Below are 26,835 nucleotides of genomic sequence, written 5' to 3' on the forward strand. Positions count from 1 at the left end.
GCGGTGATGTCTCCGCTTACCGATGACCAGCGCCAAGGCGCCATCGAGCTATCCATTGGTGGCATGACCTGCGCGTCCTGCGCCAACCGGATCGAGCGCAAGCTGAACAAGCTGGACGGCGTCACCGCGACGGTCAACTACGCCACCGAGAAGGCGAAGGTGACCTTTCCCGAGGGCATCGACCCGCAGCAGTTGATCGCCACAGTGGAGTCGGCCGGCTACACCGCGGCTCTCCCCGCCCCGCCGAAGGCGGAGTCGGGCCAGGAGGCCCAGGAGCCGGAGGACGAGCTCCGTCCGCTGCGCAACCGCCTGGTCACGAGCCTGGTGCTGAGCGTTCCGGTGATCGCGATGGCGATGATCCCCCCGCTGCAGTTCACCAACTGGCAGTGGTTGTCGCTGACGCTGGCCGCTCCGGTGGTGGTCTATGCGGGCTGGCCCTTCCACAAGGCGGCCTGGACCAACCTGCGGCATGGCGCGGCGACCATGGACACCCTGGTGTCCCTGGGCACGCTGGCCGCGCTCGGCTGGTCGCTGTGGGCCTTGTTCTTCGGTACGGCAGGCGTACCGGGTATGACGCACCCGTTCGAGTTCACGATCGCCCGCAGTGACGGCTCCGGCAACATCTATCTTGAGGCCGCCGCCGGTGTGACCGCGTTCATCTTGGCCGGACGCTACTTCGAGGCGCGATCCAAGCGCCGCGCGGGAGCGGCGTTGCGCGCACTGCTCGAACTGGGCGCCAAGGAGGTCGAGCTCGTCGACGGCCGGCGGATTCCCACCGACCAGCTCAACGTCGGTGACCTCTTCCTGGTCCGCCCGGGCGAGAAGATCGCCACCGACGGCGTGATCGAGGAGGGCACCTCCGCCATCGACGCCTCCATGCTGACCGGCGAGTCGGTCCCGGTGGAGGTAGGGCAGGGCGACCCCGTCACCGGCGCCACCGTCAACGCGGGCGGCAGGTTGATCGTCAAGGCCACTCGCGTCGGCTCCGACACCCAGCTGGCCCAGATGGCCAAGCTGGTGGAGGAGGCCCAGACCGGCAAGGCCCAGGTCCAGCGGCTGGCCGACCGTATCTCGGGCATCTTCGTCCCGATCGTGATCGCTCTGGCGCTCGGCACCCTCGGCTTCTGGCTCGGCACCGGGTCCGGTGCGGCGGCGGCCTTCACGGCCGCGGTGGCCGTACTGATCATCGCCTGCCCCTGCGCGCTCGGCCTGGCGACGCCGACGGCTCTGCTGGTCGGCACCGGCCGGGGTGCTCAGATGGGCATCCTGATCAAGGGCCCGGAGGTGCTGGAGTCCACCCGCAGGATCGACACGATCGTCCTCGACAAGACCGGCACCGTGACCGAGGGCAAGATGACCCTCACCGATGTGCTCCTGGCCGAGGGCGAGGACCGCGACGAGGTCCTCAAGCTCGCCGGAGCCCTGGAGCACGCCTCCGAGCACCCGATCGCCCAGGCGATCGCCCGCGCCGCGCAGTCCACCGCCACGGTGGAGGACTTCGCCAACGTCGAGGGCCTCGGCGTCCAGGGCATCGTGGACGGCCACGCCGTCCTGGTCGGCCGGCCCAAGCTGCTGGCCGAGTGGTCGCAGCACCTGCCCGTCGAACTGGAGCGCGCCTTCCAGGAGGCTCAGGCGGCCGGCCGTACGGCTGTCGCCGTCGGCTGGGACGGCAAGGCCCGGGCCGTCCTCGTGGTGGCCGACGTGGTGAAGCCGACCAGCAAGGAGGCCATCCAGCGACTGCGGGCACTCGGCCTCACCCCGGTGCTGCTCACCGGCGACAACGAGGCGGTCGCCAGGACCGTCGCGGCCGAGGTCGGCATCGACGAGGTGATCGCCGAGGTCCTGCCCAAGGACAAGGTGGATGTCGTCAAGAAGCTCCAGGCCGAGGGTAAGAGGGTGGCGATGGTGGGTGACGGCGTCAACGATGCCGCCGCGCTCGCCCAGGCCGACCTCGGCCTGGCGATGGGCACCGGAACGGACGCGGCGATCGAGGCCTCGGACCTCACCCTGGTCCGCGGCGACCTTCGAGTGGCCGCGGACGCGATCCGGCTCTCCCGCCGGACGCTGGGCACCATCAAGGGCAACCTGTTCTGGGCCTTCGCCTACAACGTGGCCGCCCTGCCGCTCGCGGCGCTGGGCCTGCTCAACCCGATGATCGCGGGAGCGGCGATGGCCTTCTCCAGCGTCTTCGTGGTCACCAACAGCCTGCGCCTGCGCGGCTTCAAGTAACAGGACGCCGGTGGCCGGTGGTCCGGGAAACCCGGGCCACCGGCCACCGGACTGCTCGAAAGGAGGGACTGCCATGGTCGTGATGTGGCCGCGCCGGACGATCCCCTGCTTCTCCACGGCTACCGAGTCCATCCCGTCCCTCTGACGACTCCAGGGGCGGGGCACATCGGACCCGCCCGTGGAGGCCCGTCATGTCGGCCCTGTTCACGCAGGCCTTCGTCACCCTGCTCGTCATCTTCGACCCGCTTGCCGCCATCCCGGTGTTCCTCACCCTCACCCGGCACCAGAGCCCGTCCGGACAGCGCAGAACGGCTCGGGTCTCGGTGCTCGTGGCCGCCGGGATCGTGACCGTCTTCGCCGTCACCGGCAAGGGCCTGCTCGACGCACTCGGGATCTCTCTCCAGGCGCTCCAGGTGGCCGGCGGTGCCCTGCTCGCCCTGATCGCGCTCGACCTGCTCAAGGCGGACTGCGCACGCGACCGCACCGCGGCCGAGAGCGGTGGCGTGGCGTTCGTCCCGCTCGGCACGCCTCTGCCGGCCGGACCCGGCGCCATCGCGGCGACCATGCTCTACATGGAGAAGGCCGGAAGCGCCTCCGCCGTGGTGGCGGTAGCCCTCGCCCTGGCGGCGGCACTGCTGCTGACCTGGCTGACTCTGCACTTCTCGCCCTTCATCGGGCGGCTGCTCAAGGACAACGGGCTCAACCTGGTCACCCGGATCATGGGGCTTCTGGCCGCGGCCATAGCCGTGGAGCTCGTCGCCGGGGCGATCCTGCACTGGATCTGAGGCGATACGGCAGCCCGACGCCGGAGGCCACGGGGCCTCCGGCATGCCCCTGCCCACCGCCTTGTCATACCCCTTGGGGGTATGTTACGTTCCTTGCGCCTCAGATACCCCCCTTGGGTATCGAATGAAAGGAGAACGTCGTGTCTGCCGTTAATCCGCGTCGGTGGTGGGCGCTCATCGTGCTCGCCGCCGCGCAGTTCATGGTGATCATGGATACGTCCATCATCGGAGTGGCCCTGCCGGACATGCAGCGCGAGCTGGGCTTCACCGACAGCAGCCTGCAGTGGGTGTTCAACGCCTACGTCGTCGCCTTCGGCGGCTTGCTCCTCCTGGGCGGCAAGCTCTCCGACCTGCTCGGCGCCCGTAAGATCTTCACCGCCGGCTGGGTCGTCCTGACCGCCGGCTCGGTCATCGCCGCAGCGGCGGGCACCGCGTGGGTGGAGATCCTGGGGCGCGCCGTCCAGGGCGTCGGCGGAGCCCTCATCGCCCCCGCCGCGATGACGCTGTTGATGATGCTGTTCGGGCACAACCCGCGTGAGCTGGGCAAGGCCATGTCCCTGTACGGCGCCGCCGCACCCGCGGGCGGTACGGCGGGCGTCTTCCTCGGCGGCGTGATCACCGAGTACCTGAGCTGGCCCTGGGTGTTCATCGTCTACATCCCGATCGGCCTGGCCACGCTGGCCGCCATTCCCGCACTGCTGCCCAAGGCCGAGGGCAAGCGCGGGTCGGTCGACTGGCTCGGCGCGATCGCTGTGACCGCGGGCGTCGCCCTCGCCGTCTACGCGATCGTCACCACCGACTGGCTCGCCGGAGTCGGCGCCGCCGTTCTCCTGATCGCCTTCCTGCTCATCCAGCGTTCGGTCCGTGAGCCCCTCATGCCGCTCGCCATCTGGAAGACCCCCGGCCTGGCCGCTGCCAACCTGGCCATGGCGCTCCTGGGCGCCGCGTGGATCCCGATGTGGTACTTCCTCAACCTCTACCTGCAGAAGACCCTCGGTTACGGCTCCTTCGCGAGCGGTGCGGCGCTGCTGCCCATGACCGTCGCGGTCATGATCTTCATGGTCGGCATCACCGCCAGGCTGCTCGGCCGCTTCGGCGCTAAGCCGCTCATCGTGCTGGGCCTGGGCGTCCTCGCCGTGGGGATCGCCGGTCTGAGCCTGGTCAGCGCGAACGGATCGTTCGTCGCCGATGTGCTGCCCGCGAGCCTGATCGCGGCGGTGGGCATGTCGCTGGCCTACATCCCCGCGATGATGTCGGCCATGTCCGGCGTGCGGCCCGAAGAGGCGGGCCTGGCCTCCGGCATCGTGAACACCACGTACAACGTGGGCTCCGCGCTCGGCCTGGCCGTGATGACGGCCATCGCCACCGGCCAGGGCTCCACCAACGCGGCCTTCGTCGGCGCGGCGGTGGTCGCGGCGATCGGCGTGGTCGCCACGGTGGCGTTCATGAGGCGGCCCAAGGCCGTCGCGCAGGAGGCGCAGCGGCCGGCAACCCTTGCGTGAGGAGAACCCACTCTCAGATACCCCAGGGAGGTACAGTGGTGAGATAGGGAGAGGGAGCGGACATGGCTGGATACGGCAACACCAAACAGGACCATCTCCGGCGCCTGCGCCGGGTCGAAGGTCAGACCCGCGGTCTGCAGCGCATGGTCGACGACGACAAGTACTGCATCGACATCCTGACCCAGGTGTCCGCGGTCACCAGCGCACTCCAGTCATTCGCCCTCTCCCTCCTGGAGGAGCACCTGGCCCACTGTGTGGCCGAGGCCACCAGAAACGGCGGCCCCGAGGCCCAGGAGAAGATCAAAGAAGCCTCGGACGCCATCGCAAGACTTGTCCGTTCCTGATCACCCAAAGTGAATCGAGAGAGTGCCGCCTACGCCGGCGAGGGCGCACCGGGCCTGATCCGCCCCTGCGGTTCGTGCACCGCCGACCCCGTGGCGCAGAGCAGGGACACGAGAGCCGGAACGGCGTGGATCGCGACGGAAGGACTCCTCCGCCCGTCGAGATCCACGCCAGAGCTGCGAGCATGACGAAATGATCGCGACTCCTGGCGACTATGCCTGGTTCTCCTACGAGCGCTTCCCCGAGCTGGCGGAGGCCTACTGCTTCACCTACGTCCGCGGCCTGACGCCCGGGCAGCTGGTGGTCCGGCTCGGTGGCCGGCCGGAGGACTTCACGCCCATGACGTTTGATGAGCTGGTCGGGACCCGCTACGGGAACGGCTACGACACCGCATTTCTCGGTGCCGCGACCATAGGCGACTGGGTGTTCATGGTTGAGCCCAACGGCGGTCTCGGCGCCGATGAGGAGATCATCACTTCGTTGTCGGCGGGAACCCGCCTCGTCTCCCATTTCCGCGACGTCGAAGGCGTCGAGTATTTCTACTGGAGCGAAGACGGAGAGATCCGGTTCTGCTTCGTCGCCGACGAAGGTTACTCGGAAGAGGTGCCGGAGGAGGTCGTGGGGATCATGCGGCGGATCGACGCCGGCCACGGACACCTCCCTCCCGGCGACGGGCCGGCGTTCCTCCTGGCCGAGCATCTCACCGGCGTCACGCTGACACCGGAGCTGCTGGAGGGGTCCACCTACCTGTGCGGGGTCATCCCCGAACCGATCATCCCCGAACCGAGGTGAGCGGGATCCATCGTCTGCGACCCCCTCGGACCGGTCGCAGGCGATGGATCACGCCACCGCAAGCTCCCGCAGGACCCACCGGGGCACCGTTCCGCACGGACCCGCCGTACCGACCACCGGGACGAAAAGCCCCACCGGAGTCTCAGGCCGCGTAGACGGGGGCGAGGTCGACGAATATGCGGTAGTCGGTGATCAGGCCGTCGTCGCGGGTGTGCCAGATGGACACGGCCACGGCGCTGGTGTCCTTGCCGTCGAGTCGCCGGTAGGTCACCTCGGTCTCGGCGATGACGTCGGCGTCCACCTGCCAGATTCTGACGATCCGGTGCCGCAGGCCGCCGATGGTGGAGTAGAACGCCCGCAGCCCGGCGGCGATGGCCTCGCGTCCCGCCAGCGGTTCGGCGTTGCCGAACACCAGCGTGGCGTCCTCGGCCAGCAGCCGGGCGAACTCGTCGGGGTCGAACGAGTCGACCACCTGGAAAACGCGTCGTACCGCGTCGTCGGTCATGCCGTCCCTTCCTCGCACGGCCGGGATCACTGGTGGGGACGATACGGGGCGAAGGACGGCGTGCAACTATCGCCAGGGTGGGGATCCCGTCGCCGTGCGAGCCGTACGACCCGTCGACGTCCTCCGGACCCGCGCGCGGTATCGCGGTCGGACAGGCGGTCGGTCGCATCCGGACGGGTGAGCGCCGGTCAGCCCGCGCGACCCCGCCGTTGGAGCACCTCGCCGAACGGGGTTTCGTCGAACGGGATCCGACGAGCTCGCCAGGAAGGTCCGCTGCCTCGCCCGGGGGGCGACGGCTTCGTCCGCTGCCTGGGCTCTTACGTGATCCGCGAGAGGCAGGACGGCCGGTAAGCGACCCGCCTCAGCGGAAAGCCCTTGGACGGTGCCGTATCGGGGACCTGCCGGCGTCCACCGGTGCGACCGGGCAGCACGGACGTCCTGAGCCGATCATGGCCGGAGTTCTCCCGGTCGTGTCCGGCGGCGACAGGCATGGCGGTCGCCCCGGTGCGACCGCGAGAATCGGGGCTCTACTGAGAATCCACCGAGAGTCCACGGGCATCAGGGTCAACACCCCGGCAGCCCGAACGCTCCGTCAAGCCAGGAAGGCGACCCCATGACCGAACGCACCCTCACCGACGAGCTGTACGAGGCCGAACGCCGCCTGCAGGCGGCCATGCTCGCCGGAGACGTCGACGAGCTCGACCGGCTGCTCGACGAGCGGCTCGTCTTCACCGGCCCGCCGGACGGCGCATGCCATCCGCGGGCCAAGCAGCTCGACCTCGACAACCACCGTTCGCGCAGGCAGATCATGACCGGGCTCACCCAGGAAGACCTCACCGTGGTCGTGGCGGGCACCACCGGCGTCACCTGCTTCCTCGGCCTGCTGGAGGGGACGTTCGCGGGAGAGCCGTTCGCCTCGCGGCTGCGCTACACCCGCACCTGGGTCCACACCGGTGAGTACGGCTGGCGCGTCCTGGCCGCCCACGCCGGCCCGGCGTGACGCCGGGTCCGCGCGTTCGGGACGGTCTGTACGGCGGGCACGGCCGCGGTGACGCGCGGGACCGCCCCGGAGGTTCGGCCGGCTGACGTCGTCGCGCGTCAGCTTTCGGCGTTTCCGCTGTTCGAAGGCTCAGAACGGCGGGGTGGGGGCTTCGCCGGACATGATCCGGACAAGATCGACAAATGTGTACCTTTCTAGATCAACAAGCGCTAGCGTGTGATCATCCGTACGGCGGCGCGTGCGCCGCCCGTCGAGGAAGGACGATGTCTCTTGCGACAGAAAGCCGCACGGTTCGGCCTGACACTGGCCGTGGCCGGCACCCTCGCCGCCGGCGCTCTCGCCGCCGCGACCCCCGCCAGTGCCGCGGCTACGGGCTGGGCCCCGTACAAGGGCTACCTGACGCTTCAGAACTGCGTCTCGGCGGGGACCACCATGCTCGTCACGAAGGGGTACAAGGAGTACGAGTGCCGCTGGGACAGCCCGTACTACATGCTCTGGCTGAGGAAGTAGCCCCGGCGCGGTCGGGCGTTCCGCTCGCCGAGCGCCCCTGACCGTGCGACCGCCCGGCCCGCTCTTCGCGGACCGGGCGGTCAGGTGTCACAGGAGCCGTCCCAGGGCTCGGGGAAGCCGAGTCTGTCCCGGCGGCCGTACGCGAGCGGTCACAAGGACACCGTCTACGTGCCGTCGAAGAGCACGGTACGGCTCGCCGTCCGGTTCGGCCGGTACACCGATCCGGCCACGCCGTACATGTACCACTGCCACATCCTCCGGCACGAGGATTCCGGCATGATGGGGCAGTTCGTGATCGTGGAGCCCGGCACCGAGAACCAGGTGCCCAGCAGGATCGCCGCCCACCACATGTAGTGGCCGCCGGACGCGGCAGGGCGCCGGGCTCCGGCGGGATCCAGCGCATGCGAACCCGGATCCTCCTCGTCCGTCACGGGGACTCCGTGGTACGGCGTGCGTACCCCCGGCCGGTGGGGTGTCTCAGGTGTTGCCGGAGTCCTCCGGGATGGGCTCGTTCCGCTCGCGGACGTATTCCAGGAGGTCGGCCTCGTCGATGACCTCGTCGGCGGGCGGGGCGGTGATGACGAGGCGGAAGCCCCAGCCGGTGTAGCGCGTGTCGCTCCGCTTGACCAGCGGGTCCTTCCCCTCTCCCACGGTGTCGGCGGTGACGAGACGCTTGGGCAGGCCGGTCCGGTCGGTCCAGAGCCGCCAGGAGACCTTCCCCTTGCTCTTCGCGCCGACGGGCCGCCCCGAGGCCCAGTCGATGAAGGCGCCCTTGGAGAGCCTGCCCAGCTCCTTGCGGCTCAGGGTGCCCCGGTAGAGGAAGCCGCCGGAGACGCGCTCGCTCTTCGAGCACTTCAGCAGGGTCTTCATCAGGGACGTGTCGTACAGGTCGATCGGCTGCAGGCTGGCGTCCCGGGCCATGTCCCGGTTCGTGCGTCCCAGGTGGGCGTCCGGGAACCGGATCCACTTCTTGCCCTCCGGGACCGGCCCGCCGGGATAGTCGGCGGCGTCGTCGTAGGTGTTCCCGCCGACGCGGATCATACGGTGGGAGGTCTGCTTCCCGGGCGGGAGCTTCTCGGCCTTCGGCGCGGGGAGGTCCCGCCAGGTGAGGTCCGCGGCGACCGGGCCCGACGGGGCGAGCCGGAGCCTGCCGGTGATCCGGGTCCCGCTCCCGGAGGTCGTCGACTTGGCACCGAAGTAGAAGCGGTCGGTCTCGGAGATCCGGACGCCGTGCTCGCTGCGGAGCTGCCGTTTGATCGCACGCGCCGGATCGGGGGCGTCCGCCTGCGCGACGGCGGGGCTCGCGGTGACCGGTGCGGCCCCGGCCAGTACGGCGGCCGCCAGCACAACCCATCGTCTCATTGGGGGTTCGTCCTTTTGCTAAGGCTTTGGGGTCACTAAGCGGAAAGAGAAGGGTGAATGCGATATTAACCCGCCCGTTCCATCCAAAACTCGCCCGCCTTTGGCGTCCGGCCGTGTCCTCCGCCCGGTCCCCCGGCGGCCGCCTCGGCGGGACCGTGGTGGGGCGGGTCAGCACCGATCACTGAGCAGGGCTCGGGCTCCCCCGGCGGGGGCGGTCAAGGGCAACGAAATCCACGATCAGGCGTTACCGCCGGCCTCATTTCCACGATCTCACGCAGCGTCATTTTCGTTACGCAGAGTTACTTTGCCCCCTTGATGGCGTCAACCCGGGCACCAGGCCGAGATGGCCGACTGCAGCAGGTTGGCCCAACTACGTGACCACGAATTGGCTCTGTGCCGGTGGTGACGTCCTTCCTAAGATCATTTTTCATGAATCCTCTTTCGAAGCGTCTTATCGCCGTCGGTGCCTTCGTGGCAATGGCCGCGGCGGCGACTCCCGCGTACGCCGCCGCGCCCACCGGCGACGTCGTGGTGAACGGCTCGCTGGACAACGGGGTCAAGGGCTGGTGGGCCTCCAAGAACACCCCGATCAAGGTGGCGGGCGGGCGGTTGTGCGCCCAGGTCCCCGCGGGTGGTGACAACGTGTGGGCCGCGATGATCGGGCAGAGCGGCGTCGCGGTCCAGGCTGGACAGACCTATCAGTTGAGCTTCGAGGCGACCGCTACGAAGACGACGCGGATCAGGTCGGTGGTCCAGGGCGGCGGTGAGACGCACGCCGCGATCGTGGACGGCTACCCCGAGGTCGGCGGCAGCCCGAAGAAGTTCACCTACGCGGCCACGGCCAAGGTGTCGGACTCGGAGGCCCAGGTGTTGTTCCAGGTGGGCGGCGCGGACGCGCCGTACACGTTGTGCCTGGACAATGTCTCTCTCGTGCCCGTGCACCAGAGTGTGGTGAACGGCTCGCTGGACAACGGGGTCAAGGGCTGGTGGGCCTCCAAGAACACCCCGATCGAGGCGACGGGCGGGCGGTTGTGCGCCCAGGTCCCCGCGGGTGGTGACAACGTGTGGGCCGCGATGATCGGGCAGAGCGGCATCGCCGTGGAGGCCGGGAAGACGTACCGGCTGAGCTTCAAGGCGTCGGCGACGCGGACGGTGAAGATCAGGTCGCTGGTCCAGGGCGGCGGTGAGACGCACAGCGCGATCGTGGACGGCTACCCCGAGGTCGGCACCGGGTCCAGGACTTACGCCTACCAGAACACCGCCAGGGTCTCGGACCGGGAGGCCCAGGTGTTGTTCCAGGTGGGCGGCGCGGACGCGCCGTACACGTTGTGCCTGGACGACATCCTGCTCACCGACTAGAACGTCGGGACGCAGCGGCCCGGCCGTCCTGGCGCAAGCCCCGGCGGACCGCTGCGTCCCGCACGATCCTGTGGATGACGGCGTGGCATTCCAGCCGTGGCCGGGCCGCTCTGCCACGGGCGGGGACCCCGGATCGCGTTCGGTCACGGACGCCTCGGACGGGTACGGGAGGACTCAGGTCGCCAGTGGCGCCGGCGGCGGCCGGAGCGCGTTCTCGCGGGAGCCGAAGGAGGACCCGGGGCCACTGCGGCTGGAGACGTTGCCGGCCGAAACCGTCAAGCTGGAGCGGGTCGAGGCGATCGGCCCGCCGGCCGCGTTGTTCGAGGGGGGCTCGTGGCTTGAGCAGCAACGGAACGGCCGGTCACGTCAAGGAGCCCGGCGGGCTCGTCCTGTCATGACGGCCGTTCTGATGTCGATGGCCTACGGGGGCCTCTCCGGAACTCGCCAGAGGTCAGAAGGCGTAAGGGCCGAAGCGGCCCCAGGCGATGACCACGGACAGCGCGAGCAAGGCCACGTTGACGGCGATGCCCGACGACTCCTTGCGGCGGGCGTGGGTGGCGGCTGCACCGAGCATGGTGACGGCCAGGCCGGTAGCGGCCAGCGGAGTGAGGGTTGGGGCGATGCCGGTGACGGCGGGCAGGATCAGGCCGACGGCACCGAGAAGTTCGACCACGCCGATCAGACGAACCTGGGTGGCGGTGAAGTCCTCCACCCAGGGCATCACGGGGCGCAGCTTCTCCTTGGGCCGGATGGACTTCATCACCCCGACCAAGCCGAAAGCGGCGGCCAGGACGGCCTGCAGTATCCACAGGAACACGTTCATATCAGTAGCTCTCTCCACGAGACGATGCAGAGGTGCTCGGCCTGGTCTCAGACACAGGTGACGGGTGTCGTCCACGAGAGGCCATGGCCCTGCGAGCAGGTTGATCACTGGACGGCCGGCGGGGGCCCGCCGACCGGAACGTCAGTAGTAGGAGCTCATGAGCTCGGTGGCCCAGGCCGGTTGGGTGACCGGCCGGTGAGGCACTCACCGCGACCGGAGATCGCTAGGCGTCGCGGCGCAGCGTGAACCAGAAGGTCGGCACCGAGTTGGTGCCCGGTGTGACGTCGAGTAGTTCCCAGCCGGGGAACCTGGCGCGGAGTTCATCGGGTGTGACGCCCGCCGCCCACGACGCGACCTCGGGGGTCGGACCGCCGAGCGGCTCGGGGCCGTACCCGAACATCAGCAACCGTGCTCCGGGAGCGGCGCGGTGGGTGAGTCCGGCGGCGTAGGCGTCGCGGCGGTGCAGCGGGATCCCGCAGTAGCAGCTCAGATCGAAGAACAGGTCGAAGGGACCCGGCGCGTCCAGCTCGTCGAGGCGGGTGGCGTCTCCGTGCAGCAGCCGTACCGTCACTCCCGCATCCGCGGCCTTCTCCCTGGCCTGGTCGACGGCGCGGTCGATCAGGTCGACGGCCGCCACCTCCCAGCCGTGCCGTGCGAGGTAGATGGCGTTGGTCCCCGTGCCGCAGCCGAGTTCGAGGGCGCGGCCGGGCGGCAGCGCGCCGTGCCCCTCTACCAGGGCGACCAGCTCGGGCGGCGTCACGCCGGTGTCCCACGGTGGCCTACCGGTGCGGTAGTAGCCCTCCAGTGCGCGGTGGACGGACTCCTCCTCCGGGTCCCGCCGCGTCGAGGCCAGGTCCGGTTCCGGCCTCTGGGCGGTGTCGGGCTTGTCCATCGTCTCCTCCAAGAATTTAGAGTTGAACTCTAGTGATGCACTCTAGAGATATACTCGCAATATGGACAGCGTCAAGCGGCCGGACAAGCGGGCCGAGCGCTCACGCCGCACCCGTGAAAAGGTCGTCGAGGTGGCTCGCGAGCTGTTCGTCGCGCAGGGTTACGGGGCGACGAGCCTGCAGGAGGTCGCGGACCGGGCGGGCGTGGCCGTCCAGACGGTCTATTTCGTCTTCCGCAACAAGCGCACGCTGTTCAAGGACGTCGTCGACACATCCATAGCCGGGGATGCCGAGCCGGTCGCCACCATGGATCGTGAGTGGTTTCGCGCCGCATGCGCCGAGCCCACCGCAGCCGGGCAATTGCGCGCGCACGTCCACGGCACCCGCGAGATCCTGGGCCGGGTCGCCCCGATCATGCCGCTGATCGCGGCTGCCGCGGCCACCGACCCTGAGATCGCCGCGCAGTGGCCGGAGGGCCCCGACCCGCGTTACACCGTGCAGTACGCAGCGGCCGAAGCCCTGGTCCGCAAGCCCGACATCCGTCCCGGCCTCTCCGCCGAGATGGCGGCGGACCTGCTGTTCGGCCTGCTCAGCCCGCAGCTCTATCTGATCTTCGTCCGCGACCGCGACTGGTCACCGGACACGTGGGAAGAGTGGGCCCGCACCGCCTTGACCTCCCAACTCTGCGCCGACCCCGGCTAAGCGGACGTCCAGCCCGCGATGCCGGTGGCCGACCAGCCGGCCAGCCTTCCGCGGGCCGGGTCGGACGACCCGGCCGAACATCGCGCGGCCCTCCATCGTGTCGGTGTCGATGCCCTGCTCGTCCCGCGTTCGCGCGGGCCCGCCCCGCGGGTGACCAGGTGCAGGACCGGGCGCGACAGCCGGTCCGGCGCCCGGCCGGCGTTCAGTCCGCCCGGACGATCTGGAACGAGTAGGGCCCGGTCTTCGCCGTACCCGACCTGGCCACGAGCGCGTGCCGGCCGGGCTCGGTGGTCCGGGTGGTCTCGGGAGCCCCGGCGGTGACCGTGACGGTCACGCGTTCCGGGGCGGGCCGATCGTTTCCGAGGACGCCGGCGCCGCATCCGATGACGATCAGGAGCATGAAGGGCGCGCCGGCGGCGAGCCGGGGGATGGCACGCCACGGCGGCCGGCGGAGGAGGCTTTCATGCCGGCCGTTGTGCGAAGCCCGCCGTCAGTCCGCTTTCGTCGCGGGTCCGTTGCCCCCGGAGCCCGCGGGAGCGACGCCGCGGCGTACGCCCCCGCTTCCTCGTCTCCCCGGAGCGTCACCCGGTACGGTGGCCGGTCACGCGGTGAACTCCTCGCCCATGATCGGCCGGATCTCGATCGGTTCGCCCAGCACCTCGACGATCCGTGAGGCGATCTCCACGGCTCGTTCCCGGCCGCTCACGTCGATCACGGCGAAGCTGGCCAGGACCTCCTTGAGTTCGGCGAAGGGTCCGTCGGTCGCCGCCACGCCGTCCGGGGTCCTGCGGACCGTGGTGCTGACCACCGGGTGGCCGAGGCCCACGCTGGTGACGAACTCGCCGGTCTCGACCAGCTCCCGCTCGAACCTCTGGTACGTGGCGAAGGCGGTCATCGCCTCCTCGGACAGCGCGTCGGGGGTGGCGGCGTCCCAGTCGGCGGCCGGGGTGTAGCCGAGCAGCAGATATTTCACGGGGGTCCTCCTCGGTCTTTCACGGTGAATGTACGCAAGGTCCGGCGGAACGGCGGCCGATGAGGACGGAGACGGTGGTCACGGCTTCCTCCTCGGCCGAGTCATATCGGATACCTCGTGGCCGGGTCCGGGATCTCGACACGACCCGACTGTGACGTACATCACATCAGATGCGTGTCGAGACCCGTCGGCCGCCTCCGAGGTACCGGCGAACACACACCACGACCCGAGAGGGAGACGAGATGTCTGAGAACCACCAGCCGAGCGCCGGTCTGAAGGCTCTGGACCGCCTGGTCGGCACCTGGAAGATCACCGGCGGCGCGGAGGGGACCGTGCGGTACGAGTGGATGCCCGGCGGGTTCTTCCTGCTCCAGCACGTCGACCTCAGCCAGTCCGGCGACTCGGCCACCGGCCTGGAGGTGATCGGTAACCTGCGGCCGTTCGGCGAGCCGGCCGGTACGGAGGTGGTGTCGCGGTTCTACGGCACGTCCGGCGACACCCTCGACTACGTCTACGAACTGATCGGCGACGAGCTGACCATCTGGTGCGGCGCGAAGGGCAGCCCCGCCTACTACCGGGGCACCTTCAGCGCCGACGGCAACACGGCCACCGGCGGGTGGGTCTACCCCGGCGGGGGCGGGTACGAGACCACCATGACCCGGATCTGAGACCGGCCCGCACCACGAGCCCGTACGGCCGCTCCGGACGGCCGGGGATCGAGACCGGTCCGTCACCGGCTCCGTCGCGGTCCTGACGGCCGCTCCGGGCGGCCGGGGATCGGTGAGGCCCGCCGGACAGGGCGGCCACCGTTCCCCGGCCGGTTCGCCGGCGTTCCGGGCTCGCGGTCACCGGTGGACCCGGGGAGTGTGAGGCGTCCGAATCCGTGGCGCGGGGCTCCCCGGCGGTCCCGTGATCCTCGCGCGCCGGTGAAAACCGGGTGACATCTCACGTCATCCACCGGAATGCTGGAGGCGGTCGATGGGTTTTGTCGGTGGCGTCGGTCACTCTTTACATGACCGCGACTTCTTGCGAGACCCATGGCCGTGACGCCGGCCGTGACGACATCATGTCCGACGAACCTGATCGAGGTGCCGTGTCCGTCCCCCAGCTCGACTCTCCCGCCGCGTCCGTGAAGGCCGCTCCGGATCGTCCCCGGGCCGTTCCGGGACGCACCCCACCCGTGATCCGGCTGCTGGTGCTCGCCACGTTCGTGGTCATCCTCAATGAGACGATCATGGTCAACGCGATCCCTCAGCTGATGAGCGCGCTGCGCATCACCGCGCAGACGGCGCAGTGGCTCTCGACCGCCTTCATGCTGACCATGGCCGCCGTCATCCCGGTCACCGGCTGGTTCATGCAGCGGGTCTCCACCCGTCAGGCGTACACCGTCGCGATGGGCCTGTTCCTGCTCGGCACGGCGCTGGCCGGCGTCGCGCCGACGTTCGAGGTGCTGCTGGGCGCCCGCATCGTCCAGGCGTCCGGGACGGCGGTGATGATGCCGCTGCTGATGACCACGCTGATGCAGGTGGTGCCGGAGTCGGACCGGGGCCGGGTGATGGGCAACGTCAGCCTGGCCATCTCGGTCGCGCCCGCGATGGGCCCGACCGTCTCGGGGGTGATCCTCCAGCTCGGGTCCTGGCGGCTGCTGTTCGCCGTGGTGCTCCCCATCGCCGCCGTGATCACATGGCGCGGCCTCGCGCAGCTCAAGAACGTCGGGGAGCCCGAGTTCAGCACCGTCGACTGGCTGAGCGTGGTGACCGCCGCCCTCGGCTTCGGCGGCCTGGTCTACGGGCTCAGCCGGTTCGAGGGCGGTGACGCCGGCGTCGCCGCCGCGATCGTGGCGGCCGGTCTGGCGGCCATCGCCGTCTTCGTCGTCCGCCAGCTGCTGCTGCAGAAGCGCGGCGCGCCGCTGATGGATCTGCGCACCCTGCGCCACCGCACCTTCACGGTCTCGCTGATCCTGATGTCGGTGGCCTTCATGGCGATGCTCGGCTCGATGATCCTGCTGCCGCTGTACCTGCAGAGCGTCCGCGGGCTCACCCCCCTGCAGACCGGGCTCCTCGTGATGCCGGGCGGCCTGGCGATGGGGCTGCTCGGCCCGGTCGTCGGCCGCCTGTTCGACCGGTTCGGCGGCCGGGTGCTGGTCGTCCCCGGCGCGATCGGGATCGCGCTCGCGCTCACCGGCTTCACCCAGGTCACGATGACCATGCCGTTCTGGCAGCTCCTCGGCCTGCACGCGCTGCTGATGGTGAGCCTGGCCGCGACCTTCACCCCGGTGTTCACCCTCGGGCTCGGAGGGGTCCCCCCGCACCTCTACCCCCACGCCAGCTCGATCCTGAGCACGCTGCAGCAGGTCGCCGCGGCCTTCGGCACCGCGCTTGTGATCACCGTGATGAGCACGCGGGCCGACGCCCTGAGGGCCACGGGCGTCACCGACTCCCTCGCCGTCCTCGGCGGCATGCGGCTGGCCTTCGTCGTCGGCGCCGTGCTGTCCGTGGTCGTGGTCGTCACCGCCCTGATCCTGCCCGCCCGGGCGGACAACGCCGGCGGGTTCGGGGGACACGGGCACTGAGACCGGCCCCGGCCGCCGGTGCGGGCACCGGCGGCCGGGGCCGTGCGGGCGGTTCGGTTCACGGGATCGTGCGGGGGGTTCCGCTCACCGGGTCGTGCAGACGGTTCCGTTGAGGGTGAAGACCTCGGGCAGCACGTTCGGGCCGCTGTAGTTGCCGACATAGCCGACCGTGGCCGTCGCGCCGGTGGCCAGCGAGCCGTTGCCGGGCTCATTGACGACCTTGACGTCCTGACCGTTCTGCGTCCAGACGGCGCTCCAGCCGCTGCCCAGGCTCTGCCACGCCCTGGGCCAGCCGAAGGTCAGGGTCCAGCCGCTGACCGGTGCGCCGTTGTTGGTGATGTCGATGGAGCCGACGTAGCCGCTGCCCCAGTCGGACTGCTTGGTCAGGCGTACCGAGCACGAGCTGGAGGCGGGCGTGCCGGTGGTGAACGTCAGCGGCGCGGAGGGGGACGAGACGCCGCCGCCGCTGTCGCGGGCGATCACGTTGACCGTGTGGCGCGTGCCCGGCTTCAGGTTGCTCACGGTGAGCGAGGTGCCGGCGGTCTCGCCGATCTGCTCGCTGACGGCTCCGTTCTGGAGGTGGACCTCGTACTTCGCGATCGGACGGGTGCCGGCGGAGGCGGCGGGCCAGGAGATCGTGGCGGCCCGGTCCGTCACGGCCGAGGCCGCCGGCTGCCCGGGTGCGCCCGGCAGGCCCGCCTGGGCGGAGGCGGGACGCACGATGATCGTGGTCAGCGAGAGGGGCGGCAGCGTCCGGCTGGTCGCGTCGCCCGTGGCCGAGGTGGTGATGCTCGTGGCGCCGTTGGTGTGGGTCAGGACGGTGGGGGCCCCGGACGCCGGGCTGAAGCCGGAGTAGTCGATCGCGACGGGGTACGACGTGTCGGATGAGGTGTTGATCAGCATGACGGCCAGCGCGCCGTCGGGGCGGCGTACGGCGTGCGCGGTGACCTTCGCCTGGTCGGTCGCGGCCCGGATGAACCGGTCACCGGGGCGGGCGAACCTGCTGACCATCTGGAGCGCGTGGTACGGCGCGAAGGGCGTGTTCGCCGCCGGCTCGCAGACGCCGCCGTCGGTGCACGTCCCGCTCGACAGCAGGCCGAAGTCGCCGTAGTCGGTGTGCCCCTCGACCTCGGTGACCTTGCCGATCCCGTTGTGGACGTTCCACCAGTCGACGGTGAACACCCCGTTCGCCAGCAGCGTCGCATAGGCGTCGGCGGCGGCCAGGGCGCCGGGCTGGGTCGTCGCGCCGCGGTCGCTCGACCCGGTGTTGAACTCGGTCATCGCGATGCCGATCCGCTCGGACCCGGCTCCGGCGTGCTTCGCGATCTGCTTCCGGGCGAGCTGGATCATGTCCGGGACCTGCGCGGCCCTGTCGAAGGCGCCGGGGTACCAGTGCAGGATCACGAAGTCGATCTTCGGTCCGGCGGTGGACAGGACGACCTCGTTCCAGCTCCCGGCGTCGCCGTCGGCGACCAGGGCGTCGGGCCAGTTGGCGGGTGTGGTCAGCACCGCGCCGATCTTGATTGTCGGGTCGACGGCCTTCATCGCGTCGGAGTAGGCCACGACGTTGCGCGCGTACTCGGCCGGGCTCTTGTCGGCGTGGTCATCGGCCTCCCAGGCGGCGCCGTAGTGGCCGTTTCCGTAGTTCTCGTTGCCGATCTCCCAGTACCTGACGCCGTACCCCTTGGTGACGTTGGCGCGCCGTACCCAGGCCGCGGCCTCCTCCGCCGTGCCGGTGCCGTAGTTGGCGGTCACCATCGGCTGCGCCCCGGTGCGCCGTACCCCGCGCATGAAGGTGTCGAAGTCGGTGTCCGGGGCGACGTAGCCGCCGGGAGCGGTGTGGTCGGCCCAGTGGTAGATGTCGGAGTAGGAGCCGCCGGGATAGCGCAGCAGCTTCACCCCGGCGTCTTTGAGCAGGTCGGCGGTCTCGTCGGTGCCCAACCGGGAGTCCCAGATCGCATGGTTGGCTCCGACGGCGGTCTCGGGCACGGAGGCGAGCGCGGCGCGGGCGTTGACGGTCACCGCGACCGGGGCGGTCTCGTCGGCGTACGCCGTGGGCGCCTGCAGGACGGCCAGCGTCAGCAGTACGGCGGACGCGGCCCGCAGCAGAGGTCTTGGCATCGATGACACCTCGGATCGATAGCGGCCTTCATTCGACGCCTCCCCTGACCCGGAGGCAACATGATCGTGAGTGGCCGCCTCACGCCCGTCAACCGACGGTGAAACTTTCACGCCGGAGGGCCCCCGCGGCGGGTCGTGCCGCGGGGGCCCGAGGGCCGGCCGGCAGGTGGGGTCAGCCGGTCCGGGTCCACTTCTGGTTGTCGCCGCCCCAGCAGGAGTAGAGCTGGAGCCTGGTGCCGTTGGCGGTGCCCGATCCGACGGCGTCCAGGCAGAGGCCGGACTGGACGCCGACGATGGTGCCGTCGCCGTTCAGACGCCACTTCTGGTTGTCGCCGCCCCAGCAGGAGTAGATCTGGACCACGGCGCCGTTGCCGGTGCCGCCGGCGTCGAGGCACTTGTTGCCGTAGACGCGGAGCTCTCCGGCGGAGGTGGAGGCCCACTGCTGGTTGGTGGCGCTGTGGCAGTCCCAGAGCTGGACCTGGGTGCCGTCGGCGGTGCTGCTGTTGGGCACGTCCAGGCAGCGGCCGGAGGCGACCCCCCTGATCTGCCCACCGCCGGGCGGCGGGGTGGTGGGCGTCGGGCTCGGGTCGGGGCCGCCGGGGGAGGCGGCGTTGAGGGCGTTGAGCACCGAGTTGTAGGCGGCCTTCTTGTTGCCGTTGCCGTCGAACAGCAGCGGGGTGTCGCCCGAACGCCAGGAGTCGGTGTCGCGCACACCCCACACGGTGATGCCGACGCAGCGCGGCACGGCCAGGCAGTCGTTGGTCACGTTGGCGTAGGTCGTGGCCGAGGCGCCCTGGATGTCCAGCTCGGTGATGGCCACGTCGACGCCGAGGGCGGCGAAGTTCTGCAGGGTGGTGCGGAAGTTGCTGTTGTAGGGGCTGCCGCTGTTGAAGTGGCTCTGGAAGCCGACGCAGTCGATCGGCACGCCGCGCTGCTTGAAGTCGCGGACCATGTTGTAGACGCCCTGGGTCTTGGCCCAGGTCCAGTTCTCGATGTTGTAGTCGTTGTAGCAGAGCTTGGCGGACGGGTCGGCGTTCCGCGCGGTGCGGAAGGCGACCTCGATCCAGTCGTTGCCGGTCCGCTGCAGGTTGGAGTCGCGGCGGTTGCCGGAACCGTCGGCGTACGCCTCGTTGACCACGTCCCAGGCGTAGATCTTGCCCTTGTAGTGGGCCATCACGCCGTTGATGTGGTCGATCATCGCCTGGCGCAGGCTGGAACCGGACAGGGACTGCATCCAGCCGGGTTGCTGTGAGTGCCAGGCCAGGGTGTGCCCGCGGACCCGCTTGCCGTTCTGGACGGCCCAGTTGTAGATGCGGTCCCCGGCCGTGAAGTTGAACTGGCCCCGCTGGGGCTCGGTGGCGTCGATCTTCATCTCGTTCTCGGCGGTCACCATGTTGAACTCGCGGCTCGCGATCGTGGTGTACGCCGAGTCGCCGAGCTTGCTCCCGGCGATGGCGGTGCCGAAGTAGCGCCCGCTCTGCGCGGCCGCCGCGCCGAGCGTGCTCTCCGCGGCGTCGGCGGGAATCTGCATCGCCAGCGCCGTGATCGTGCCGAGCGCGCCGAGGGCGCCGGCGAGCAGGGCCCGGCGGAGGCCGCCGAGGGGTCGCCGGGTTCCAGACGGGGGTATGGCGTTTGAACCCATGCCTTGAGCCTCCATAACTGGGTCACGGGAAAAGGGGGGAACGGGGAGGGCCCCGCGGGACCGACGCCCGCCCCATCGCCTCACAAGGGACCACGCACCACCGGGCGTCGAGGACGGTGGTCCTCTCCGCGCACCACCACCCGCGGGGCCGTCCTGGGGACCCAGTGTGGAAATGCCTCTGAAACCTGTCAATAGCTGATTGAAACTTTCGGAACGCGTTTTGCGTGCCCGATTCACGCGTGTTCCGACGTCCGGCCCATTTCCTGGGATTTCCCGGTGTTCTCCTGCCGGACGGTACGGTGCGACATCGCGCCGGACAAGGCTCCGCGGGTGAAATTTTCAGAGACGCGCCCGCATCGGCCGGGCGCGGCTTCCCCGATAACGCGAGATGAGCCCCGCCCGGCCGCCGCGCACGCCCGCGCGACGGGCTCCGGGCCCTTGACGCGCCTTCCCGCCTCGTATTTGCTCCGCCCACCACCACCGTCTCCACCCACCCGGCGGAGAACCGTCTCCATCCGCCCGACGGGAGGTCCCCCGTACCCGGCGGGCCGGACCGGCGGCGACCACCGGGAGCCCGACCGGATGGCCCACTCCCAGAACCGACGAGGACATGGCGTGAAACGAACACTCAAAGCCGTGCTGGCGGTCATCGCCCTGCCCCTGGTGATCGCGGGCATGCTGGCGGCGACCCGGCCGGTGGCGGCGGCGTCGCTGACCCGGGTGACCGGCTTCGGCAACAACCCGACCAACCTGAACATGTACCTCTACGTGCCCGACCGGGTCGCGGCCCGGCCGGCGCTGCTGGTGCTGGTGCACTACTGCACCGGAACGGCCTCGGCGATCTTCAACGGAAACGGGCACGACTACGTCACCGCCGCCGACCGCTACGGCTACATCATCGTGCTGCCCGAGGCCACCCGCAGCGAGAAGTGCTTCGACGTGTCCACCCCCGCCGCGCTGCGCCGCGACGGCGGCAGCGACTCCACCGGCATCATGTCGATGGTCTCCTACACCCGCCAGCGCTACAACGTCGACCCCGCCCGGATCGTGGTCAGCGGCATCTCCTCCGGCGCGATGATGACCAACGTCCTGGCCGCCGAGTACCCTGACGTCTTCGCCGCCGGAGCGGCCTTCTCAGGGGTCCCGGCCGGATGCTTCGCCACCACCAACGGCTCGCTGTGGAACAGTCAGTGCTCCGGCGGCACCCTCATCAAGACCGCCCAGCAGTGGGGCGACCAGGCAAGGGCGATGTATCCCGGTTACACCGGCCGCTACCCCCGGATGCAGCTGTGGCACGGCACCACCGACACCACGCTGGCCTACCCCGACTTCGGCGAAGAGATCAAGCAGTGGACCAACCTCCACGGCCTGAGTCAGACCCCCGCCTTCACCGACCACCCACAGTCGTCCTGGACCCGCACCCGGTACGGCACCACCACGACCCAGGCCACCGTCGAGGGCATCAGCGTCAGCGGCGTCGGCCACTCCCTGCCGCTCAGCGGCCAGATCTCCTACGCCATCTCCTTCCTCGGCCTCGACGGCACCACGCCCTCGCCTTCTCCGTCGGTGACCCCCTCGCCCAGCGCCACCCCGACGCCCTCCGGCGAACCGGGCGCCTGCCGGGTCGGCGTCACCGTCAACGCCTGGAACACCGGGCTGACCGACAACCTCGTCATCACCAACACCGGATCGTCGCCGATCAACGGCTGGTCCCTGGCCTTCACCCTCCCCGGCGGCCAGACCGTCACCGGCGGGTGGAACGCCACCTACACCCCCGCCAGCGGCCGGATCACGGCCAGGAACGTCACCTACAACGGCTCCCTGGCGCCCGGAGCCTCCACCGAGATCGGCTTCCAGGCCACCCACACCGGCGACACCGGCAAGCCCACCGCGTTCACCCTCAACGGAGCCGCCTGCACCCTCTCCTGACGCGACGACCGGGCTCCACCCGAGCCGGCCCGTCCCCCCTCCGGTGAGCCGGCTCGGCCCTTCCCGGCTCACCGGACCTCCTGGCTCACCGGACTCCCGGCTCACCGGACGGCGCGGTGTTCCGGCGGGTCCCGTGCCACACTCCTGCTCATCGGCATCGGCGGCGCCGACAGGGTGAAGGGAACGGCTCGGATGGGGCTGGAGATCGAGGACCGATCGTCCGACTCGCCGTACATCGAGCGGGTGTGGCGGAGCACCAGCCACGGCGTGGAACGGATGACGTCTGTTGCGACCGCGCACTGGGACCTGGTCTTCTGGGAGCACCGCGGCCGGGTCAGCGTGGCCGTCCAGGGGCCGGAGTCGCGGGCGAGCCCGGCCTCCGTGCCCGAGGACGCCACCTTCTTCGGGATCAACTTCTCGCTCGGCACCTCGATGCCGCATCTACCGGCCGGCCGGCTCGTCGACGGCGCCGTGGAGATCCCGGACGCGACACGCACATCCTTCTGGCTGAAGGGTTCCACCTGGCGCGTTCCCGACTACGACAACGCCGAGGCGTTCGTACGGCGGATGGCACGCGAGGGCGTCCTGGTCGGCGACCCCCTCGTCGCCGCGGTGCTTCGCGGTGACCCGCCGGACGTGTCCGAGCGCACCGTGCAGCGGCGCTTCGCGGCGGTGACCGGACTCACCCGCGGCGCCGTCCGGCAGATCGACCGCGCCCGGCGGGCGGCGATCCTGCTCCTGGAGGGCGTGCCGGTCCACGACGTCATCCACCTGCTCGGATACTTCGACCAGCCGCATCTGGCGCGGTCGCTGGCCCGCTACATCGGGCGGACCGCCACGCAGCTGAGCGCCCGGGGCCCGTCGGAGCCGCTGTCGCTTCTGTACAAGACCTGAGCGTCGTGCCCGCCTAACCTCGTGGCCACAGCCATCGTCGTGGCGGGAGGTTCCGCCGCCGACGCCGGCGAGGAGAAAGGGCCTGCCGCCCCGCCGCAGGGCACTTCTCAGACCTCGACGACAAAGGAACAGCGCAATGGCCAAGATCGTTTCCAACTTCTTCATCTCGCTGGACGGCGTGACCGAGTCGCCGGACCAGTGGCACTTCCCGTACTTCGACGACCAGATGGGCGCGGCGGTCGAGGCGGGCATGCGGGACGCGACGGCGTTCCTGATGGGCCGCAGGCTGTACGAGGAGTGGGCGGCCTACTGGCCGACGGCGGACCAGGACCAGGACTTCGCCAAGTTCATCAACGACGCCCGCAAGTACGTCGTGTCGAACACCCTGCGGGAGGCGGACTGGAACAACACCACCGTCGTCTCCGGTGACGTCACGGCCGGGCTGCGCGAGATCAAGGAGCGGACCGAGGGCACCATCCAGATGTCCGGCTCCGCGACGACCGTGCGGTGGCTGCTGGCCGAGGGGCTGCTCGACGAGCTGAAGCTGCTCGTCCACCCGATCGCCGTCGGCCACGGTCAGCGGCTGTTCGAGGACACCCCGACCCACAGGCTGAAGCTGGTCGAGTCCGAGACGTTCCGGTCCGGCGTGCTCAACCTGACCTACGTCCCGGACGTCGGCTGACCGGCGCCTGCGGCGCGGCGCTCGGATCCGCCGAGCCGGGCGTAGGCCGCGGGAGACATGCCGACCGCGGCGGTGAAGTCGCGGGTCAGGTGGGCCTGGTCGGTGTAGCCGAGCTCGGCGGCCAGCGTCGCGAGGTCGAGGCCCCGGTACACCCGCTCCGCGGCCTCGTGCAGCCGGAAGCGGCGGATCACCCATTTGGGGCCGACGCCGACGTAGTCGCGGAACAGCCGCTGTAGCGAGCGCACCGACCGCCCCGCCCGGGCGGCCAGCTCGTCGGCCCGGGTCACGGACACGTCGCCCTCCGCCATCGCCACCAGCGCCGCGACCTCCTCGGCCACCGGGTCCCGCCGGGGTTCCAGGTCCAGCAGGAATCTCTCGACGAGCGCGACGGCGGCCCGGGCGCCGGGCTCGGCGAGGACACGCCTGACCAGCGTCGCGCCCGCCGCGCCGTACATCTCGCCGATCTCCGTGAAGCGGCCGGTCAGCCGGGACACCGGGCCGCCGAGGAACGGCCGGAAGCCACCCGGGCGGAAACGCGTGCCGAGCACGCGGCCGCTGCCCCGCATCGTGTAGGAGAACCCGCCTCTGATCACCCCCGCGATCTGGTGGAAGTCATCGGTGATCGTCATGTTCACGGTGGGATGGGAGACGATGCGCTGCTCGTACGGCTCGGCGAGGCCGGTCCACGTGACGACCCAGAAGTGCTCGACGTACGCCGCGAGCTCCGGTGACGGCGCCTGCCTGACGTAGTCGAAGGCGTCGAGCCCCGCGTACGGGTCCACCCAGCCGCGCTGTCGCGTTTCTACAAGCCGGGCCTCGGGCGAATGGGGCACGCTTGTCGTCATGGACGACATGATGCCCTTGATGAGGCGCGCCACCGAACGGACCGCGGAACTGGTGCGCGAGGTGCGGCCCGAGCAGCTCGGGCTTCCGACGCCGTGCGAGAAGTTCGACGTCAGGGAACTGGTCAACCACCTTGAGTGGGTGGCGGAGATGTTCGAGTCGCTGGCCCACGGGGGGCCGATGACCGAGCGGAGACCGTACGCGGGCGACTTCCCCGAGCGGGCGGAGCGCACGCTGGCCGCCTGGTCGCGGCCGGAGGCGTGGGAGGGCGCCAGCCCCGCCATGGGCCTGCCGATGGGCGTGCTGGCCCACATGTACCTCGTCGACATGGTCGTGCACGGCTGGGACCTGGCCAGGGCCGTCGGTCAGGAGTACGAGCCGGACCCCGAGGCGGTCTCGCGGGCGCTGAGCTTCACCGACCAGATGGCGGAGACGGGCAGGCAGCGCGGCGCCTTCGGGCCGCCGGTGGCGGTGCCGGACGACGCCCCGCCGTTCGACCGCCTGCTCGGCGTCATCGGCCGGGACCCGGCCTGGACGCCCTGACCACCCGGACGCCCTGACCACCCGGACGCCCTGCTCCCGCGCCCGGCGTCATCCGCCGAGGAGGAGCAGCAGGGCGCCTTCAAGGAGGTTTCCGGCGAGGACCGCGATCGCACCCGGGATCCACATGGGCGCGTGCGCCTCGTCCCTGGACAGCAGCGTGGTGCCCGGGTCGTACGGCCGCTGCGGGCCGATCTGGACGAGGTGAGCGGCCACCACCGGGCGTGTCCGGCCGTCGCTGGCGGCCCGGACGGCGGATCCATGGACGGCCGGGACGACGAATTCACGGTCATGGGGAACGACCTCCAAGGTGTGATCTTGGAATTCTCGCCCATCCCTCGTTCGGAACAGGGAGAACAAGGAGAGCCGCCGTCTCTTGTGACCCTTTGCTCGCTTCTGACCAAGTAAGGGTGTCAGGCGACGAAGGGAGCAGTGCCGGTGCGTCGTAAACGGGCGGAGATCGCCAGGGATCACGCGGCGTTCGAAGCCTTCTACCGGCGGCACGTCGACGCGGTCACCCGCTTTCTCGCTCGGCGCGTCGACGATCCGCACACGGTCGCCGACCTGGTGGCCGAGGTGTTCATGGCGGTCCTCGACTCCGCCCACACCTACCGGGCCGAGTCGGGAAGCGAGGTCGCGTGGCTGTACGGCGTGGCACGCAACACGCTCTCCAGCGAGCGGCGCCGGTTGTTCAGGCAGTCGCGGCTCACCGACCGGATGAGCGGGCGGCGGCCGCTGGACAGCGACGACCTGGCCAGGCTTGAGGAGCGCATCGACGCGGAGCAGCCCGCCAGGCGGGTCCTCGCGGCCATGGCCGGCCTGCCCGAGGGGGAGCGCGCCGTACTGGAGCTGGTCGTCATCGACCAGCTCACGGTCACCGAGGCGGCGACCGCCCTCGGCATCCGGCAGGGGGCCGCCAAGATGAGGCTGCACCGCGCCCGCCGCACGCTGCAAGGACTGCCCTTCGTCATGGAAGGAACACCGGGATGAGCTTCGAGGAGCGAATACTGATGGAACTGAAGGACGAGATCACGGCGCGTGCCGAACGACGCCGCCGTACCGGCCGCCGCCTGTTCGCGGGGGCGGCGGTGGCCGGGCTGGCCGCGGCGGCGGCGATCGTGGTGCCGCTGCTGACCGGGGCGGAGCAGCCCGCGTACGCGGTGACCAGGAACACCGACGGCACGATCGACGTCAGGCTCAACGAGTTCAGGGACGCCGACAAGCTGGAACAGGACCTGGGGAAGCTGGGGGTGAACGCCGACATCACCTACCTCCCGCCCGGCAAGTGGTGCGGCGAGGGGAGAGGAAAGGCCGTCGGAGGCGACGGTTCCCCGGAGGACTGGGACGCTTCCGCGTCCGGCAGGGCCGCTCGGCTGGATCCCGACGGGTTGAGGATCGACCCCCGGTACGCCGGGAAGGGGCGGACCCTGGTGATGATGTTCAGCGAGGCCAAGAACGCGTCCGCCGGTTCGAAGCCGAAGACGAAGTGGCAGTTCGGTTCGTTCGTGGTCGAGGGCCCGGTTCAGCCGTGCGTGGTCGTCGACAACCCGCTCTGGAAGGACACCGGCGGCTCCGGCCAGCCGCCGGCGGGTGACTGATCCTCGCGGAGCCGGTCCGGCCGCGGAGGCGATGGTCGCTCGAAGGTGATGCCGCCTGAGAACGATCCGCCGAGGTCCCGCGTGATCGTCCTGGTCGCGCGGGACCCGTGTTCCACCCGTCGAAGGCCGTCGTGGCCGCCGGACGCGTGGACACCGTAGGGCCGTCGTGGCAGCCGGGGGCGAGGACGCCGTTACGGCGATGCCTTCGGCGGCCGGTGACCGTCGGTGCTTATCTCTCGT

Annotated in this window: 28 protein-coding genes; 18 read left to right on the forward strand and 10 right to left on the reverse strand. The window is 70.3% G+C overall.

All coding sequences use genetic code 11. The features are described from left to right. Positions 1–6: 6 nt before the first annotated feature. The 5 genes from ACQP10_RS01275 to ACQP10_RS01295 all read left to right on the forward strand — a co-directional run bounded on the left by ACQP10_RS01275 (position 7) and on the right by ACQP10_RS01295 (position 5,650). Positions 7–2,229, forward strand: a complete 2,223-nt coding sequence (locus ACQP10_RS01275; RefSeq protein ID WP_346018119.1) for a heavy metal translocating P-type ATPase — start codon at positions 7–9, stop codon at positions 2,227–2,229. 191 nt (positions 2,230–2,420) lie between these two features. Further along, entirely contained in the window at positions 2,421–3,014 is a 594-nt protein-coding gene (locus tag ACQP10_RS01280; protein ID WP_399498776.1) for a MarC family protein, read from the forward strand. Between the two features lie 140 nt (positions 3,015–3,154). Beyond that, entirely contained in the window at positions 3,155–4,516 is a 1,362-nt protein-coding gene (locus ACQP10_RS01285; protein ID WP_346018117.1) for an MFS transporter, read from the forward strand. 62 nt (positions 4,517–4,578) lie between these two features. Beyond that, positions 4,579–4,860, forward strand: a complete 282-nt coding sequence (locus ACQP10_RS01290; protein WP_346018116.1) for a metal-sensitive transcriptional regulator — start codon at positions 4,579–4,581, stop codon at positions 4,858–4,860. A gap of 190 nt (positions 4,861–5,050) precedes the next feature. Then, on the forward strand, positions 5,051–5,650 hold the full coding sequence (locus ACQP10_RS01295) for a DUF6461 domain-containing protein (protein ID WP_399498778.1): 600 nt from the start codon (positions 5,051–5,053) through the stop codon (positions 5,648–5,650). A gap of 142 nt (positions 5,651–5,792) precedes the next feature. Here the strand turns inward: ACQP10_RS01295 and ACQP10_RS01300 are convergent, their stop codons facing one another. Continuing rightward, the gene (locus tag ACQP10_RS01300) at positions 5,793–6,155 is read right to left on the reverse strand and encodes a nuclear transport factor 2 family protein (protein ID WP_346018114.1); all 363 of its coding nucleotides are present in this window, start codon (positions 6,153–6,155) and stop codon (positions 5,793–5,795) included. A gap of 613 nt (positions 6,156–6,768) precedes the next feature. Between ACQP10_RS01300 and ACQP10_RS01305 the strand changes: the two genes are divergently transcribed. The 3 genes from ACQP10_RS01305 (at position 6,769) to cas5 (ending at position 8,019) form a co-directional block, all read left to right on the forward strand. Then, complete coding sequence (locus tag ACQP10_RS01305; protein WP_346018113.1) at positions 6,769–7,155, forward strand: nuclear transport factor 2 family protein; 387 nt, start codon at positions 6,769–6,771, stop codon at positions 7,153–7,155. A 270-nt stretch (positions 7,156–7,425) separates the two neighbouring features. Continuing rightward, positions 7,426–7,665: a hypothetical protein gene (locus ACQP10_RS01310; protein WP_346018112.1), complete on the forward strand. Its 240-nt coding sequence runs from the start codon at positions 7,426–7,428 to the stop codon at positions 7,663–7,665. 84 nt (positions 7,666–7,749) lie between these two features. Beyond that, on the forward strand, positions 7,750–8,019 hold the full coding sequence (cas5, locus tag ACQP10_RS01315) for a CRISPR-associated protein Cas5 (protein WP_346018111.1): 270 nt from the start codon (positions 7,750–7,752) through the stop codon (positions 8,017–8,019). A gap of 123 nt (positions 8,020–8,142) precedes the next feature. On the opposite strand, the gene ACQP10_RS01320 is transcribed toward cas5, so the two are convergent. Next, the gene (locus ACQP10_RS01320) at positions 8,143–9,027 is read right to left on the reverse strand and encodes a hypothetical protein (RefSeq protein ID WP_433540721.1); all 885 of its coding nucleotides are present in this window, start codon (positions 9,025–9,027) and stop codon (positions 8,143–8,145) included. A 477-nt stretch (positions 9,028–9,504) separates the two neighbouring features. Here ACQP10_RS01320 and ACQP10_RS01325 point away from each other — a divergent pair, with 477 nt between their 5' ends. Continuing rightward, positions 9,505–10,386: a carbohydrate binding domain-containing protein gene (locus ACQP10_RS01325; RefSeq protein WP_433541865.1), complete on the forward strand. Its 882-nt coding sequence runs from the start codon at positions 9,505–9,507 to the stop codon at positions 10,384–10,386. Between the two features lie 451 nt (positions 10,387–10,837). On the opposite strand, the gene ACQP10_RS01330 is transcribed toward ACQP10_RS01325, so the two are convergent. Together ACQP10_RS01330 and ACQP10_RS01335 are read right to left on the reverse strand one after the other, a co-directional pair. Further along, complete coding sequence (locus ACQP10_RS01330; protein WP_346018108.1) at positions 10,838–11,209, reverse strand: DoxX family protein; 372 nt, start codon at positions 11,207–11,209, stop codon at positions 10,838–10,840. Positions 11,210–11,432: 223 nt separating this feature from the next. Next, the gene (locus ACQP10_RS01335) at positions 11,433–12,101 is read right to left on the reverse strand and encodes a class I SAM-dependent methyltransferase (RefSeq protein WP_346018107.1); all 669 of its coding nucleotides are present in this window, start codon (positions 12,099–12,101) and stop codon (positions 11,433–11,435) included. A 61-nt stretch (positions 12,102–12,162) separates the two neighbouring features. Between ACQP10_RS01335 and ACQP10_RS01340 the strand changes: the two genes are divergently transcribed. Continuing rightward, on the forward strand, positions 12,163–12,801 hold the full coding sequence (locus ACQP10_RS01340) for a TetR/AcrR family transcriptional regulator (RefSeq protein ID WP_433540722.1): 639 nt from the start codon (positions 12,163–12,165) through the stop codon (positions 12,799–12,801). A gap of 202 nt (positions 12,802–13,003) precedes the next feature. Here ACQP10_RS01340 and ACQP10_RS01345 read toward each other — a convergent pair whose 3' ends face one another. Together ACQP10_RS01345 and ACQP10_RS01350 are read right to left on the reverse strand one after the other, a co-directional pair. After that, positions 13,004–13,201, reverse strand: coding sequence for a hypothetical protein (locus ACQP10_RS01345; protein WP_346018105.1), 198 nt, complete (start codon positions 13,199–13,201; stop codon positions 13,004–13,006). Positions 13,202–13,402: 201 nt separating this feature from the next. Beyond that, a complete protein-coding gene (locus ACQP10_RS01350; protein WP_346018104.1) occupies positions 13,403–13,774 on the reverse strand; it encodes a YciI family protein in 372 nt (123 codons plus the stop codon). Between the two features lie 242 nt (positions 13,775–14,016). Between ACQP10_RS01350 and ACQP10_RS01355 the strand changes: the two genes are divergently transcribed. Continuing rightward, the gene (locus tag ACQP10_RS01355; protein ID WP_399498781.1) at positions 14,017–14,442 is read left to right on the forward strand and encodes a hypothetical protein; all 426 of its coding nucleotides are present in this window, start codon (positions 14,017–14,019) and stop codon (positions 14,440–14,442) included. Positions 14,443–14,954: 512 nt separating this feature from the next. Further along, positions 14,955–16,346 carry an MDR family MFS transporter gene (locus tag ACQP10_RS01360; protein WP_433540723.1) on the forward strand — a complete coding sequence of 464 codons (1,392 nt, stop codon included), beginning with the start codon at positions 14,955–14,957 and terminating at the stop codon, positions 16,344–16,346. Between the two features lie 84 nt (positions 16,347–16,430). On the opposite strand, the gene ACQP10_RS01365 is transcribed toward ACQP10_RS01360, so the two are convergent. Both ACQP10_RS01365 and ACQP10_RS01370 read right to left on the reverse strand, forming a co-directional pair. Then, complete coding sequence (locus tag ACQP10_RS01365; protein WP_433540724.1) at positions 16,431–18,467, reverse strand: cellulose binding domain-containing protein; 2,037 nt, start codon at positions 18,465–18,467, stop codon at positions 16,431–16,433. Positions 18,468–18,639: 172 nt separating this feature from the next. Then, positions 18,640–20,109, reverse strand: coding sequence for an endo-1,4-beta-xylanase (locus tag ACQP10_RS01370; protein ID WP_433540725.1), 1,470 nt, complete (start codon positions 20,107–20,109; stop codon positions 18,640–18,642). 615 nt (positions 20,110–20,724) lie between these two features. Here ACQP10_RS01370 and ACQP10_RS01375 point away from each other — a divergent pair. From ACQP10_RS01375 to ACQP10_RS01385, 3 genes are all read left to right on the forward strand, one after another. Beyond that, positions 20,725–22,038: an extracellular catalytic domain type 1 short-chain-length polyhydroxyalkanoate depolymerase gene (locus ACQP10_RS01375; RefSeq protein WP_433540726.1), complete on the forward strand. Its 1,314-nt coding sequence runs from the start codon at positions 20,725–20,727 to the stop codon at positions 22,036–22,038. Positions 22,039–22,230: 192 nt separating this feature from the next. Then, positions 22,231–22,932 (forward strand): helix-turn-helix domain-containing protein, encoded by a 702-nt coding sequence (locus ACQP10_RS01380; RefSeq protein ID WP_346018099.1) that lies wholly within the window; start codon positions 22,231–22,233, stop codon positions 22,930–22,932. A gap of 136 nt (positions 22,933–23,068) precedes the next feature. Beyond that, on the forward strand, positions 23,069–23,614 hold the full coding sequence (locus tag ACQP10_RS01385; protein ID WP_346018098.1) for a dihydrofolate reductase family protein: 546 nt from the start codon (positions 23,069–23,071) through the stop codon (positions 23,612–23,614). On the opposite strand, the gene ACQP10_RS01390 is transcribed toward ACQP10_RS01385, so the two are convergent. Then, a complete protein-coding gene (locus ACQP10_RS01390) occupies positions 23,593–24,459 on the reverse strand; it encodes an AraC family transcriptional regulator (protein ID WP_433540727.1) in 867 nt (288 codons plus the stop codon). The genes ACQP10_RS01385 and ACQP10_RS01390 overlap by 22 nt on opposite strands. 19 nt (positions 24,460–24,478) lie before the next feature. On the opposite strand from ACQP10_RS01390, the gene ACQP10_RS01395 reads away from it, so the two are divergent. Beyond that, complete coding sequence (locus ACQP10_RS01395; protein WP_346018096.1) at positions 24,479–25,000, forward strand: TIGR03086 family metal-binding protein; 522 nt, start codon at positions 24,479–24,481, stop codon at positions 24,998–25,000. Positions 25,001–25,048: 48 nt separating this feature from the next. On the opposite strand, the gene ACQP10_RS01400 is transcribed toward ACQP10_RS01395, so the two are convergent. Continuing rightward, complete coding sequence (locus tag ACQP10_RS01400) at positions 25,049–25,306, reverse strand: hypothetical protein (RefSeq protein WP_433540728.1); 258 nt, start codon at positions 25,304–25,306, stop codon at positions 25,049–25,051. Positions 25,307–25,435: 129 nt separating this feature from the next. On the opposite strand from ACQP10_RS01400, the gene ACQP10_RS01405 reads away from it, so the two are divergent. Continuing rightward, positions 25,436–25,987 carry an RNA polymerase sigma factor gene (locus ACQP10_RS01405; protein WP_346018094.1) on the forward strand — a complete coding sequence of 184 codons (552 nt, stop codon included), beginning with the start codon at positions 25,436–25,438 and terminating at the stop codon, positions 25,985–25,987. Further along, positions 25,984–26,595 (forward strand): hypothetical protein, encoded by a 612-nt coding sequence (locus ACQP10_RS01410; RefSeq protein WP_346018093.1) that lies wholly within the window; start codon positions 25,984–25,986, stop codon positions 26,593–26,595. Before ACQP10_RS01405 ends, ACQP10_RS01410 begins: the two co-directional genes overlap by 4 nt. The last annotated feature ends 240 nt before the right edge of the window (positions 26,596–26,835 follow it).

It is taken from the genome of Streptosporangium sandarakinum (assembly GCF_050942225.1).
Taxonomy (GTDB): Bacteria; Actinomycetota; Actinomycetes; order Streptosporangiales; family Streptosporangiaceae; genus Streptosporangium; species Streptosporangium nondiastaticum.